This window comes from Burkholderia stabilis, from assembly GCF_001742165.1.
Classification (GTDB): Bacteria; Pseudomonadota; Gammaproteobacteria; order Burkholderiales; family Burkholderiaceae; genus Burkholderia; species Burkholderia stabilis.
In genome coordinates this window covers 1,024,454-1,037,554 of record NZ_CP016443.1, presented here as the reverse complement: position 1 = coordinate 1,037,554, position 13,101 = coordinate 1,024,454, and the positions used below count along the sequence as shown (strand labels likewise).

Sequence of the window (13,101 nt, the reverse complement as noted above, 5' to 3'; positions counted from 1 at the left end):
GCCGATACCGCTGCTGCGCCCATTACCCATCAACCTGATGCACGCCGAAGCTTCGCCGCTGCATGCCGGCGGGCAGTGAACCGCCAGCCCGTTCCAGGGCTGGCGTTACTCGTTCCCGCGGATCACGGTTGACGTTTGCCGCGGCCACCTGCAGGTTTGCCGGCCGGCTTGCGTGAACCCGCGGCCGGCTTGCCGGCGGGTTTGCTGCGCGGCTTTTGCGTGCTGAACGGATTGCCGCCGGACACACTCGCGCCTTTACCTGCGGCTACCGCGCGCGGCGCCGCAGGCTTGCGTTTGCTTTCGCCATTTTGCGGGCGTGCCTTTTTGCCGGGCGCCGGCTTGGCGCTGGGCGCAGCGTGCGGCACTTTCGGCTTCTTGGGCTTTTTGGGTTTCTTGATGATCTCGCCCGTTGCGCTGGTTTGCGGCACGCGGTGTTCGGCTTCGAAACCCGGCTCTTCCTCGCGCGGCAGCGTTTGCCGGATCAGCGCTTCGATCGCGGCCAGTTGCGGCGCTTCATCGGCACACACGAGGGACACCGCCACGCCGCTGGCGCCCGCGCGGCCCGTGCGGCCAATACGGTGCACGTAGTCTTGCGCCACGATCGGCAGATCGACGTTGATCACCAGCGGCAGGTCGTCGATATCGAGCCCGCGCGCGGCGACATCGGTGGCCACCAGCATGTTGACTTCGCCGGTCTTGAAGCGATCGAGCGCACGCAGGCGTGCGGGCTGCGGTTTGTCGCCGTGAATGGTGTCGACCGCGTAGCCCGCGTCATCCAGCATGGCCGCCAGGTAATCCACGCCTTTGCGCGTTTTGACGAACACCAGCGCGTGCTCCCAGTTGTTCTCGGCCACGAGGTGCATGAAGAGATCGGGCTTGTTCTTCTTGTCCACCGGCACCACCCACTGCTTGATCTTGCTGGCCGTGGCATTGGGCGGGCTGACGCTGATGTTGACCGGGCCGCGCAGAATGCCCGCTGCCATCGCGCGGATATCGTCGGTAAACGTGGCGGAGAACAGCAGCGTCTGGCGCCGGGCGGGCAACGCGGCAAAGACGGCGTCGAGTTCGTTCGCAAAGCCCAGATCCAGCATGCGGTCGGCTTCATCCAGCACCAGCGTTTGCACTTGATCGAACTGCACCGCGTTCTGGCGGTTGAGATCCAGCAAACGGCCGGGCGTGGCAACGAGCACATCGACGCCTTTGCGCAACTTCATCATCTGCGGGTTGATGCTCACGCCGCCGTAGGCAGCCAGGAATCGCAAGTCGAGGCCTTTGCCGTACGTGATGAAGCTTTGCAGCACCTGTTCGGCCAGCTCGCGCGTGGGCACCAGCACCAGGACGCGCGCGCGGTTGCTGGACACCGTCGGGCCGTGTTGCACCAGCCGCTGCAACAGCGGAAGCGCGAAACCCGCCGTCTTGCCCGTGCCGGTCTGTGCCGCAGCCATGACGTCCTTGCCGCTGAGCACGGCAGGAATCGCCTTGGCCTGCACCGGCGTAGGTGTCTGGTAATTGAGATCCTGCACATTACGCAGCAAGGGATCGATCAGGCCAAGCGAGGCAAAGGACATGGACGTGTTCCGGGCTAAAACCGCAATTCTAGCGGTTACCGTGCCGATCGCACCGCGCGTGTCATCTCACCCGGCAACGAGATCGCGCGGATGATCTGCAAAGGGGAGAGGCAGAACGACGGCGGGGCAAAAGCCGCGGTTGAGAAATATTGTTCGTCGTGGATACAAGTCACGCGACTCATTCGTGAAGGCTATCGCGTCATGTGTGTGATCGTGGCGCGACCATTGGGCTGCTGCCGATCGGCTTGCGGGTTCATGTCCGTCATGTCCTGACGCGTTTCGCGAACGTTGTAGTCGGGGCGGTGGGCGGCGATGGAGGGGGAGACGTCCGGGCGTTTGGTGGCTCCCATTCGCTGGATGGCGGTCGGCATCCAGCGTGCGACGAACGCGTCCTGTCGACCTATCTTGGTCGCCCAGTTCGGGGATTTCTCAAAGGCTGTTTCCAAGCTAGAGCGGCCATGCGCTGCCATGCCGCACAAATGCCTTCTCAAGCTGGGGCTGAGGTTTTGCAACGCGCCAGCAAGTACGCTCTCGTTTTCGAATTCCCAATAAGGCTTCACATCGTCGATGTGAGCTGCGAGCTTTTCAAACTCCTGCTCTTCTAGCTTCTGCGTCACACGTATCCTGAACAAGAGAGACCCATACGCGTCTTCGGAGGCGTAAACGCTGCCCGGCGAGCGGCTTCCTAATGTCCATCGAGAGAATCTGTGTCTGTGCGTGTGTGATGGCGTGTATCCGTGTTAGGGAAGGTTAGTAGGCGGTAATGGGCCGACGTGATATAAGGCTCTATGGTGTGGGCGTGATGAAGATTTTCATTTCCGTGGACGAAGAGGACAAGCGCCTATTTCATCGGGGAGTAACTTCTTGAACGAATCGCTCAATTTCGACCGGCAGAATCTAGTCGTTAACCCACTACGTCGTCCCGTGAACATCCAGTCAGGGAGTCGCTCGTCGCGAATGCGCACAGAGTGCAACGTGCAGGGCGCACTTTGCCTTAACCGCGCTCGCTCTATGGGCGGCGGCAATTCGAAGCTCCTCCGACTTTTCCTGCTACCGCAGCCAGCGAAGTTTGCGTCCACCTTCGACGCAAAGGACATTGTGGCCTACGGCCTTGGCGTGCATATTCTTCGTGTCTTTCAGGATGACGACGAATTTCGCACTGCAGTATTGACGTTGCTGGCCAAAGGTTATCGATTATCCCTTGGCGAACGACGACTCGACCTGAACGTGGCCGGCAAAATCCCGAACAACCTGCGGGAATCCCTATCGGATAGTTTGGCGATAGCGGCTGGTCGCCTTGAAGCCCTGACGGGCGGCGAGGTCAATTCGGAGGCCAGTCTTAGTCGTATTCGCAAACCTTGGATAGTGGCCTCAATCCTATCCGGTATTTTCTACTTTTTCAGGAATCTGGTTTCAGGCCTTCCTCTGTCCGCGTTTTCGCTTCTGCCGGCAATTGTCGTCGGAACGGTGGTTCTTTCGACGGGAGTGATTTTTGTCCTGCGCGCAAGCCTGAAACAATATGCGCTTGCTGGAGCGGTCGCGTCCGAAGCCTTGATGTGGAGTGTCTTCAGTTCGGTGTTCTTCAGTATCGCAATATGTTCTATTTTGAACGACTACGTAGGGGAACGGGTATTGCCAGCTCAATCCCTCGTGGTCGACGGAACAGTCCATATTACACACGGGAAATACACGTCCTGCTCGCTTGTCCTCAACACTTCGACTCCTGTTGTATTGGATGGAAAACGGCTCCAAGCATTACCGATGCCTTGCTCGCTTGCCTATCTGCATAACGATTCTTCCGAGTACCGCTACGAGGTTAAAATCAATCGCGGGCTGTTAGGAGCTGCTTTCGTGCAGTCGTTTTCGTTGCAGGAGTGAGTGCCAGACGGCGCTGCGCCAGCGAATCGAAAGTCGAGATAGGCCATCGCGACAAGCGGAGGAGCAACGTACGCGGGCTGACCAGGATCGGGTAGCCGGCCGAGCCTGCTCAAGACTGAGTTGTGTTCGGTTACGAACACCATCGGCAATCCGCTGTATTGCTGACAAACACGTGGGTTTCTCTTCGAAAGTCGGCAAAGGTCAAGTTGCTCCCACGGAGTATGCGGCAGAGTCCGAAAGCGAACCGGCCGTTGGAGTGACGGCTTCGTCTGTTGCGCGAACGTCAACTATTGGCCGACTGCCGACCATTCGCTTCACGCCTCCCGAAAATTCCGGAAAACAAAAAAGGCCGACGGGCAGGGTGCCCGTCGGCCTTTTCCGGATCGGTGTACTACGCCGCGCGTTACTTCTCTGCAAGCGCCGTCGCCACGCGTTTATCGGTCCATGCGTTATCGGCCACGTTCAGCTTCTGCGGAATCAGCTTTGCCCCATAAAACGCGTCGGCCACGCCTTGCTGAATCTTGACGATCTTCTCGTCGACCGGCACCGCGCTGAACGGCACGCGCTTGATCCACGTTTCGACGAGCGGCAACGGCAGCCCGACCTTCGGCGCGATCAGCGCGGCCGTCTCGGCCGGATGCCCGTTGACCCACAGGCCCGTCTCCCGCGCCTGCTTCAGGATGGCGCCGACCACGTCGGCATGCCGTTCCGCGAAATCCCGCGTCGCTTCGTAGAAGTTGTTCGCGGGCGTGAGGCCCGTGTAGTCGGACAGCGTGCGGATTTTCAGCGAATTCTGCGCGGCCGCGTAGTACGGGTCCCAGACGGCCCATGCGTCGACGTTGCCGCTCTCGAACGCGGCGCGTGCGTCGGCGGGCGGCAGGTACACGGGGCGGATCTCGTCGTAGCGCACGCCGGCCTTCTTCAGCGCTTCGAGCAGCAGGTAGTTCGCGCTCGAGCCTTTCTGCAGCGCGACCTTCTTGCCGCGCAGGTCGGCGAGCGAGCGGATCGGCGAATCGGCCTTCACGAACACGGCTTCGTTGTGCGGCGCGGGCGGTTCCACACCGACGTAGACGAAGCGCACGCCGGCCGCCTGCGCGAGCACCGGCGGCGGCGCGCCCGTATAGCCGAAGTCGATGCTGTTCGCATTCAGCGCTTCGAGCAGTTGCGGGCCGGCCGGGAATTCGAACCACTGCACGTCATAGCCGAGTGGCTTGAGACGCGCTTCGAGCGAGCCTTGCGCCTTGATGACCGACAGCAGGCCGGCCTTCTGGTAGCCGATGCGCACGACCTTGTCGGCGGCGCCCTGCGCGAAGGCCGACGTGGCCGCGACGGCGACGAGCGCGGTCGCGGCGGTGCGGGTGATCCAGCGGGTGAAACGAATCATCGAACGAACTCCATGCGAAACGTCTTCGGGTGAGCGGCCGGTGCCGCTCGGTTGGAAGAATCGTCGCATGAGCGATCACGCCCGCAAACGAAGCATTGCCGATAAGAATATGACGGCGGCGGCCCTATGCTTTGTCGCCGTCGTCCTGCGTATCGGGCGTGCCGGATTGCCGCGCGGCTTCGTCGCTGAGTTTCTTGTCGAGGATCGTCGCGACACGGCCGCCGAGATAGGCGCTGGCCGCGGTTTCGAGCGCGCGGTTCGTCTCGCCTTCGACGAACACGGCCGCGAGCGGGCGCAGGCGCCAGATCGCATCGACGAGCGCGGGCACGTCGGTGGCCGGCGGCAGCGTGCCTTCGTCGTACCGGTCGAGCCGCTTCACCACGAGATCGACGAGCAGCCGTGCGATCGCGTCGAAGTGCGGACGCGCGAGGCTGATCACGTCGAGCAGTTCGCGCGGCGGAATGCCTTCCTTCGTCATCGCGGCCGCTGCCTCGAGCAGCGCGGGGCTCTTCGCGACGAACGACAGGCCGCGTCGTTCGAGCAGGCCGAGTTCCGTCACGCGCGAGAGCTGCGTCGGCGCTTGCGGGCCGAACATCTGCACGAGCGCGGCGAGCGAATAGGTTTTCGGCAATTCATGCGACCAGCGGCCGCCGATCGCGTTTTCGAGGCCGAGGATCGAGCGCAGGTCGTGGCCTTCGTCGATCGCCTTGATCAGGTCCTGGATGTTCGACAGCGTGTAGCCGCGCGCGAGCAGGTGGTTGATCAGCTTCAGGCGCGCGACGTGCGTATCGTCGTAGATGCCGACGCGCCCGCGCTTCTCGGGCGGCGCGAGCAAACCGCGATCCTGGTACGCGCGGACGTTGCGCACGGTCGTGTCGGACACGCGCGCGAGTTCGTCGACCGTGTATTCGTTCTGGGAATCCACCGCGGCCTCGTCGGGGATGGGTTGAGTCTGTTTTGACATGCGGCCATTCTAGCGCGACGCGGCAGCCTCGGGCGAGGCGGGGAGCGTGTGTGCACCGCCGCCGAGCGGGCGCTGCAGCAGCGCCGTGTCGATCCAGCGGCCATGCTTGAAACCGACCGCTTTCAGCAGGCCGGCCGGCTCGAAGCCGAACGCGCGATGCAGTGCGGTCGAGCCGCCGGTGCCGCCATCGGCGATCACCGCGATCATCTGTCGCCACGGGCCGGCCTCGCAGCGTGCGATCAACGCCGCGAGCAGTGCGCGGCCGATCCCGCGCCCGCGCTGCGCGTCGTCGATATAGATCGAATCCTCGACGGTGAAGCGGTACGCGCTGCGCGTGCGGTAAGGCGTCGCGTACGCGTAGCCGGCCACCCGGCCGTCGCATTCGGCGACGAGATACGGCAGCCCGTCGCGCAGTACCGCGTCGCGGCGCGCACGCAGCTCGGCGGCGTCGGGCGGCGTTTCCTCGAACGACGCGACGCTGTGGCGCACGTGGTGCGCGTAGATCGTGTGGATGGCGGCGAGATCGGCATCGGTCGCGTCGCGGACGATGCAGGCGGCTGGCGTGGCGGACATGGTGACGGGGAGCGGGGAGCGGGGCGCAGATGCGGGCAAACCCGTACTATGCGGGCGATTGCCCGATGCGTAAAGCGGCGGCCGTGCGTCCGGCGTCGCGGCGTTCAGCTCGGCTGCCGCTTTTTCTGCGTGTCGCGGGGCAGCTCGTTGAAGCGGGCGAAGTAGTAGGCGGAAAAGCGGCCGAGGTGCCCGAAGCCGAACGTCAGCGCCGTGTCGGTGATGCTGACCATCGGGTCGGTCAGCAACTGCACGCGTGCGGCATCGAGCCGGATGTTGCGCAGCAGCTCCATCGGCGTTGCGCCGTGGTAGCGCCGGCACAGCACGTTCAGCGTCCGCAGGCTGACGCCGGCGACCCTGGCGAGATCTTCGAGCGAGATCGGCGCGCAGAGCCGCGCATGGATGAATTCGTGCAGCGCATCCATCTGCCGGATGCCGCCGCGCGATCCGGCCTTCGCCGGTGCGCCGCGCGCTTGCGGCACGGGGCCGGCGTGCGTGGCGGCGGGCGACGGCGGGCAATGCACGCGCAGGAATAGCGCGAGGCTTCGTTCGAAGTGGTCGCGCCATTCGGCCCGGATGCCGCCGTCGTCGGCAACGGCGAGCATGTTAAGCAGCGACTGCGCGATCAGGTCCCACTGCGACGCAAGCGACGTCGGCAACAGGAATCCCGGGGCGAGGCCGGGCGCAGCGTCGTCGGGGCGGCGGCCGCCGGCCGCGCGCATCAGCGAATCGGGCACCTTGACGATCAGTTGCCGGGTGCCGGACCGCCAGCGGAGGCGGACGCGCGTTCTCGGCGCCAGGACGGCGGTGCGCCCTTCGGACACGCCCATCACGTGCCCGTCGCACTCGATTTCGGCGCCGCCCGCAAGCGACGTGTGGACGAGCGAAAAGCCGTCGAACGGGCGCGGGGCGACCTCGACTTCGGCGCCGTACTGCAGCGCGTAGATGCTCAGGTGATTCAGTTGCCCCTTGAAAAGGGCCGTGTCCGGCACACCCCGCTTCCAGCGCAGCGCATGCTCGGACAGTTCCGCCGAGACCAGCTCGTGCGCATCCATGCGCAATCCGGAGCGGAACAGGCAATTCCGATACAGCGCGGACAGCACTTCCGCATTCGGGGTGAGGGGCATGGGGCGTCTCCTGTGCGGCGTTTTTCATGCGTGGCATCCGGCTGGCCGCGGATGCGCGTTGCGCCACATCGGTTTCTCTTCTGTGCGAGATATCCTGAAAGGATGATATTGACCTTCGTCAGGCTTGTCTAAAGTATTGCAAGAATCGGATAGTCCCGTTCGCGCAGCGGAAAAATCCGGATAGCGTGCGGCGCGCGGCACGCAAGAAAGCGGCTCGAATTCGCGAGCTGCGTGCAAATTCCGGATAGTGAGAATCATTGTGGCTTCCTACACTGCGCCGGCATCCGGACGGAATGCAGTGCATCCCGCGAAAACATTTCGTACAGCTACTAAATCGATGGGGCGATCGATCGTACTGATACGAGGGCGTGGGGTGCGACGGCTACCGCCGGGCCTGAGTCTCCTCTGGAAAAAGGAACGAAACCCCATGCGTCAAATCAACCTGCAGGCGCTCTCCGATGAAGCGCGGCTGGGCCCGCTGCACGGCGTCGTGCTGTTCTGGTGCGCGCTGATCATCGTGTTCGACGGCTACGACCTCGCGGTGGCCGGCATCGCGCTGCCGGCGATCATGAGCGAGATGGGCGTCAATCCGGCGCAGGCCGGGTTCATGGTCAGCTCGGCGCTGTTCGGCATGATGTTCGGCAACATCGTGTTCGGGACCGTCGCCGAGCGGATCGGGCGCCGCTGGGCCATCGCGGCCTGCCTGACGCTGTTCAGCGTCTTTACCGCGGCGGCCGGGATGGCGCCGACGCCCGCGCTGTTCGGCGCGGCCCGCTTCCTGGCGGGCATCGGCATCGGCGGCGTGATGCCGAACGTGATCGCCCACATGACCGAGTACGCGCCGCGTCGCCTGCGCAGCACGCTGGTGACGCTGATGTTCAGCGGTTATTCCGTCGGCGGCATGCTGGCGGCGGTCATGGGCAAGGGGATGATCGACGCATACGGGTGGCAGTCCGTGTTCGTCGCGGCGGCCGCGCCGGTGCTGCTCGTCCCGCTGCTCGTGAAATGGATGCCGGAATCGCTGCCGTTCCTGATCCGGCGCGGCCGGACCGACGAGCTCGCGCGCATCGCGCGCCGGCTCGATCCGGCGTACCGGCCCGAACCGGGCGACTGCTATGTCGTCCCGCGCGAGGACGATGCGGGCAGCGCGCCGGTTCGGCAGTTGTTCGACGACGGTCGCGGATTCAGCACGGTCATGTTCTGGATCGCGTGCTTCATGTGCCTGTTCATGGTGTATGCGCTCAGCGCGTGGCTGACGAGGCTGATGGCGAGCGCCGGTTACAGCCTCGGTTCCGCGCTCACCTTCGTGCTGGTGCTGAACGCCGGTGCGATGGCGGGCGCGATCGGCGGCGGCTGGCTGGCCGATCGCTTTCCGATCAAGACGGTGCTCGTGTCGATGTATCTGCTGGCCGCGGTGTCGATCACGCTGTTGGGCTACAAGATGCCGACCGCGCTGTTGTTCGTGCTGGTCGGCGTTGCGGGCGCGTCGACGATCGGCACGCAGATCGTCAACTGCGCGTACGCGGGGCAGTTCTATCCGATGGCGATCCGCTCGACCGGCATCGGCTGGACGTTGGGCGTGGGGCGCGGCGGCGCGATCCTGGCGCCGATCGTCATCGGTTTGCTGGTCGGCATCGATCTGCCGCTGGAACAGAACTTCATGGCGATCGGACTGCCTGCGCTGGCGGCGGCCGTCGCGGTCGGCCTGATCGATCACCGGCGCTCGGCTTCGCATCGCGATCGACCGGCCGGCGCTGGCGCCGGCGAGCGTCAGGCGTCGCCTGCCCAGCCGTCCTGAGCGGCACGTCGGCGGGGCGCAACCGGCCGGGGGCTTGGCCGGCCCGCCGCAGCGGTTCCGACGGGGCTGCGGCGTCAGAGCCGCCCGTCCGCCTCGCGCACCGCATCCGCGATCGCATCCGCGACGCGCTGCACGCGCGGCGACCGGCGCACGTCCGGGTGAACGACGAGCCAGATCTCGCGCTCGATGTCGCAGTGCGGCGCGGACGTCAGTTCGACGAGCGGTGCACCGGCATGTGCGGCCGGATCGTCGACGAGAAACCTGGGCAACAACGCGACGCCGGCTCCTGCCGCGCACGCGCGATGCTGCGCGGCCAGGTCGTTCGCGATGAACGCGAAGCGCCGTCCGGCCGCGAAGCGCTCGAGCCATTGCTGCTGCGGCGTTTGCGCGAGCGCGTCGTCGTAGCCGACGAACGGCCAGGTGTCGGGCGGCGCGCCCGCCCATTCGGGCGATGCGCACAGCGCGAAGCGCATCGTGCCGAGCCGGCGCGCGGCGAGCCCCGGCTCGCTCGGCCGTGACAGGCGCACCGCGAGATCGGCTTCGCGTGCGTACAGGTTCGCCGCATGCATCTCGCCCATCAGGTCGATCCGCAGCGCCGGCCATGCGCGTTGTGCACGGGCGAGGCGCGGCGCGAGGAAGTGGCTGGCGAACACCGGCGACGCCGACACGCGCACGACGCCGTCGAGCGTGGCCGCGCCCTGCGCGGCGCGCGCGAACGCATGCGCGTCGGCTTCGAGGCGCGCGGCGTGTTCGGCGAGGTGCAGCCCTTCGTCGGTCGGCGGCCAGCCGCGCGGCAGCCGGTCGAACAGCCGGATGCCGAGCGACGACTCCAGCGCGTCGATGCGCCGCGCGACCGTCGAATGCTGGACCTGCAGCGACCGCGCGGCGGCCGACAGGCTGCCGCCGCGCATCACCGCGAGGAAGGTGCGGATGTCGTCCCAGCTCATCGGTGGCGCGGAGGCGGGAGTGAAAGCCGGATCGGTCGAATTTTGCACAGTAGATGGGCAATTAACGTGAATTCCGATCGATTATGCACGATGGGATGATCGTGTCACTTCATTCGATTGCGAGGAGCGTCATGACCCAAACTGCCACCGCCATCCGGATCGGGATCGACCGCTACGGTGACGCCGGCGTGCTGCGCCGCGTCGATGCGCCCGTCGCGCCACCTGCCGCCGGCGAGGTGCGGATTCGCCAGACCGCCGTCGGCGTGAACTTCGTCGACATCTATTTCAGGACAGGGGCACACGCATTGCCCGCGCTGCCGGACGCGCTCGGCGTCGAGGCGGCCGGCGTGATCGACGTGGTCGGGCCGGGCGTGACGGATCTCGTGCCGGGCCAGCGCGTCGCGTATGCGGGCATGCCGACCGGCAGCTACGCGAGCCTGCGCACGATGCCGGCCGAGCGTGTGCTGCCGATACCCGACGGCCTGAGCGACGACGCGGCCGCCGCCGGGCTGCTGAAAGGCATCACCGTTTATATGCTGCTGCATCGGGTCCGGCAGGTCGGCGCCGGGGACACGATGCTCGTGCATGCGGCGGCCGGCGGCGTCGGGCTGCTCGCGACGCAGTGGGCGCGCGCGCTCGGCGCGCGGGTGATCGGCACGGTCGGGTCGGCCGCGAAAGCCGCGCTCGTGCGTGCGCACGGCGCGGAGGCGGTGGTCGATTATCGGGAGGAAGATTTCGTTGCGGCCGCGCGCGCGTTCGGCGGCGGCGCAGGTGTCGATTACGCGATCGAAGGGATCGGCGGCGACGTGCTGACGCGTACGCTCGGCGCGATCCGTCCGTTCGGGATGGTCGCGAGCATCGGGCAGGTTGCCGCGATCGGCGTGCGGCAGACGGTCGATCTCGACGAGCTCGGGCCGGCCCGCTCGATCGCGCTGGCGCGGCCGAGCGTGCTAAGTTTCATCGCGCGCGACGTGGCCGCGTATCGGGAGGCGGCGCGCGCGACGCTCGAACGGCTGGCGGGCGGCATGCACGTCGAGATCGGCGCGCGGCTGCCGCTCGAACAGGCGGCCGACGCGCACCGGCTGCTGGAGTCGCGTGCGACGACGGGCGCGGTCGTGCTGGTGCCGTAACGGCGGGGCGTCGCGGGGCGCGATGCGGGCCGCCGGTCACATCGCGCCAGGGCTTGCCATCCGGTCAGTTGTGCTTGCGCAGCGGCGCATCCTCGACGAACCACGCGAGCACGAACGCGATCGCGATCACGGTCGCCGCCGCGAGATACACGACGTGCAGCGAGCCGGCGAACGCATGCAGGTACGCATCGCGCACGGCATCGGGCAACTGGTGCACGGTGGCCGGGCCGAGCGCGGGCGGCAACTCCGTGCCGGCCGGCAGTGCGTGCATCATCCGCGACTGCAACCCGTGCGAGAACAGCGCGCCGAACGCGGCGACGCCGAGCGAGCCGCCGATCGACCGGAACAGCGTCGCGCCCGACGTCGCGACGCCCATGTGCCGGAACTCGACCGTGTTCTGCACGGCGAGCGTCAGCACCGGCATCACCATGCCGAGCCCGATCCCCAGCAACGCCATGTACGCATACATCGTGTGCAACGGCGTATCGAGCGTGAGCGTCGACAGCAGCGCCATCGCGATGCCGCCGGTCAGCGTGCCCGCGATCGGGAACATCCGGTACGAGCCGAGCCGCGAGATCAGCCGGCCGCTGACGATCGACGTCACGAGCATCCCGCCCATCATCGGCAGCAGCTGCATCCCGGCCTGCGACGGCGTCGAGCCCTTCACGACCTGCAGGTAGAGCGGGATGAACGTGACCGAGCCGAACAGCGCGATGCCGACGACGAAGCCGATCAGGCTGACCAGCACGAAGGTGCGATGGCGGAACAGTTCGAGCGGCATGATCGGCTCGGCCGCGAGCCGTTCTTCATAAATGAAGCCGCCGATCGCGACGAGGCCGAGTACGAGCGTCATCCACAGTTGCGGCGACGTCCAGGGCAGCAGCGAGCCGCCTTCGCTCGTGAACAGGATCACGCAGGTGAGGGCCGTCGCGAGGAACGTGGCGCCCATGTAGTCGATCCGGTGCTTCACGTGCGCGGTGTGCGGCCGGAACGCGATGCCGATCACCGCCAGCGCGAGAAAGCCGAGCGGCAGGTTGATCGTGAAGATCCAGCGCCAGGAAAGGTGCTCGACCAGGAAGCCGCCGAGCAGCGGGCCGATGATCGTCGCGAGGCCGTAGACGCCGCCGAACATCCCCTGGTAGCGCGCGCGGCGATCGGGAGGCACCAGATCGCCGATCGCGGCCATCGTGACGACCATCAGGCCGCCTCCGCCGAGCCCCTGCAGCGCGCGCAGCACGATCAGCTGCGTCATGTCCTGCGCGACGCCGCACAGCGCGGAGCCGGCAAGGAACAGCACGATCGCGACCTGCAGCACGATCTTGCGGCCGTACAGGTCGCCGAGCTTGCCGTACAGCGGCAGCACGACGGTGGACGACAGCAGGTACGCGGTGACGACCCACGACAACTGGTCGAGCCCGCCGAGCTCGCCGACGATCGTCGGCAGCGCGGTCGACACGATCGTCTGGTCGAGCGCGGACAGCAGCATGACGAGCAGCAGCGCGGCGACGATCAGCCCGGTCGGCGCGTCGCGGCGGGCCGCTTCGGCGGCCGGTGGCGTAAGGAGGGTATCGGTTGTCATCGAGATATCTGCCATGGCAGGGATTTGATCCGAAATATAGCGATGAATGATTGCCTGGTCAATTTCTGCCCAGCCTCGATATGTTGCAGCCGTAACAGGAGATTGCCGACGCGAAAAATTGACCGGGATCAGCCGGAAAGCAGGGACACACTCAAG

The 13,101-nt window shown here is 66.0% G+C and carries 11 protein-coding genes; 3 read left to right on the top strand and 8 right to left on the bottom strand.

All coding sequences use genetic code 11. The annotated features are described in order from the left end of the window. Positions 1-122 precede the first annotated feature (122 nt). Both BBJ41_RS22650 and BBJ41_RS41230 read right to left on the bottom strand, forming a co-directional pair. Positions 123-1,568 (bottom strand): DEAD/DEAH box helicase, encoded by a 1,446-nt coding sequence (locus BBJ41_RS22650; protein ID WP_069748528.1) that lies wholly within the window; start codon positions 1,566-1,568, stop codon positions 123-125. 191 nt (positions 1,569-1,759) lie between these two features. After that, positions 1,760-2,185, bottom strand: coding sequence for a hypothetical protein (locus tag BBJ41_RS41230; protein WP_167362211.1), 426 nt, complete (start codon positions 2,183-2,185; stop codon positions 1,760-1,762). 247 nt (positions 2,186-2,432) lie between these two features. On the opposite strand from BBJ41_RS41230, the gene BBJ41_RS22640 reads away from it, so the two are divergent. Next, complete coding sequence (locus BBJ41_RS22640; RefSeq protein ID WP_156814847.1) at positions 2,433-3,446, top strand: hypothetical protein; 1,014 nt, start codon at positions 2,433-2,435, stop codon at positions 3,444-3,446. A 403-nt stretch (positions 3,447-3,849) separates the two neighbouring features. Here the strand turns inward: BBJ41_RS22640 and BBJ41_RS22635 are convergent, their stop codons facing one another. The 4 genes from BBJ41_RS22635 to BBJ41_RS22620 all read right to left on the bottom strand — a co-directional run bounded on the left by BBJ41_RS22635 (position 3,850) and on the right by BBJ41_RS22620 (position 7,491). Beyond that, positions 3,850-4,830: a sulfonate ABC transporter substrate-binding protein gene (locus BBJ41_RS22635; RefSeq protein ID WP_069748525.1), complete on the bottom strand. Its 981-nt coding sequence runs from the start codon at positions 4,828-4,830 to the stop codon at positions 3,850-3,852. A gap of 124 nt (positions 4,831-4,954) precedes the next feature. Continuing rightward, complete coding sequence (locus tag BBJ41_RS22630; protein ID WP_069748524.1) at positions 4,955-5,794, bottom strand: MerR family transcriptional regulator; 840 nt, start codon at positions 5,792-5,794, stop codon at positions 4,955-4,957. A 9-nt stretch (positions 5,795-5,803) separates the two neighbouring features. Continuing rightward, the gene (locus BBJ41_RS22625; RefSeq protein ID WP_069748523.1) at positions 5,804-6,367 is read right to left on the bottom strand and encodes a GNAT family N-acetyltransferase; all 564 of its coding nucleotides are present in this window, start codon (positions 6,365-6,367) and stop codon (positions 5,804-5,806) included. Positions 6,368-6,471: 104 nt separating this feature from the next. Then, positions 6,472-7,491, bottom strand: a complete 1,020-nt coding sequence (locus BBJ41_RS22620) for an AraC family transcriptional regulator (RefSeq protein ID WP_069748522.1) — start codon at positions 7,489-7,491, stop codon at positions 6,472-6,474. Positions 7,492-7,918: 427 nt separating this feature from the next. Here BBJ41_RS22620 and BBJ41_RS22615 point away from each other — a divergent pair, with 427 nt between their 5' ends. Further along, positions 7,919-9,289 (top strand): MFS transporter, encoded by a 1,371-nt coding sequence (locus BBJ41_RS22615; protein WP_069748521.1) that lies wholly within the window; start codon positions 7,919-7,921, stop codon positions 9,287-9,289. A gap of 74 nt (positions 9,290-9,363) precedes the next feature. Here the strand turns inward: BBJ41_RS22615 and BBJ41_RS22610 are convergent, their stop codons facing one another. Beyond that, on the bottom strand, positions 9,364-10,236 hold the full coding sequence (locus BBJ41_RS22610) for a LysR family transcriptional regulator (protein WP_069748520.1): 873 nt from the start codon (positions 10,234-10,236) through the stop codon (positions 9,364-9,366). 131 nt (positions 10,237-10,367) lie between these two features. Between BBJ41_RS22610 and BBJ41_RS22605 the strand changes: the two genes are divergently transcribed. Then, the gene (locus tag BBJ41_RS22605) at positions 10,368-11,366 is read left to right on the top strand and encodes a quinone oxidoreductase family protein (RefSeq protein ID WP_069750325.1); all 999 of its coding nucleotides are present in this window, start codon (positions 10,368-10,370) and stop codon (positions 11,364-11,366) included. A gap of 64 nt (positions 11,367-11,430) precedes the next feature. On the opposite strand, the gene BBJ41_RS22600 is transcribed toward BBJ41_RS22605, so the two are convergent. Then, the gene (locus BBJ41_RS22600) at positions 11,431-12,945 is read right to left on the bottom strand and encodes an MDR family MFS transporter (protein WP_069750324.1); all 1,515 of its coding nucleotides are present in this window, start codon (positions 12,943-12,945) and stop codon (positions 11,431-11,433) included. Positions 12,946-13,101 lie beyond the last annotated feature (156 nt).

Coding starts and splice junctions, on each gene's coding strand:
- BBJ41_RS22610 (WP_069748520.1), bottom strand. CDS start 10,236: ATGAGCTGGGACGACATCCGCACCTTCCTCGCGGTGATGCGCGGCGGC.
- BBJ41_RS22600 (WP_069750324.1), bottom strand. CDS start 12,945: ATGACAACCGATACCCTCCTTACGCCACCGGCCGCCGAAGCGGCCCGC.
- BBJ41_RS22625 (WP_069748523.1), bottom strand. CDS start 6,367: ATGTCCGCCACGCCAGCCGCCTGCATCGTCCGCGACGCGACCGATGCC.
- BBJ41_RS22615 (WP_069748521.1), top strand. CDS start 7,919: ATGCGTCAAATCAACCTGCAGGCGCTCTCCGATGAAGCGCGGCTGGGC.
- BBJ41_RS22620 (WP_069748522.1), bottom strand. CDS start 7,491: ATGCCCCTCACCCCGAATGCGGAAGTGCTGTCCGCGCTGTATCGGAAT.
- BBJ41_RS22635 (WP_069748525.1), bottom strand. CDS start 4,830: ATGATTCGTTTCACCCGCTGGATCACCCGCACCGCCGCGACCGCGCTC.
- BBJ41_RS22630 (WP_069748524.1), bottom strand. CDS start 5,794: ATGTCAAAACAGACTCAACCCATCCCCGACGAGGCCGCGGTGGATTCC.
- BBJ41_RS22605 (WP_069750325.1), top strand. CDS start 10,368: ATGACCCAAACTGCCACCGCCATCCGGATCGGGATCGACCGCTACGGT.
- BBJ41_RS22650 (WP_069748528.1), bottom strand. CDS start 1,568: ATGTCCTTTGCCTCGCTTGGCCTGATCGATCCCTTGCTGCGTAATGTG.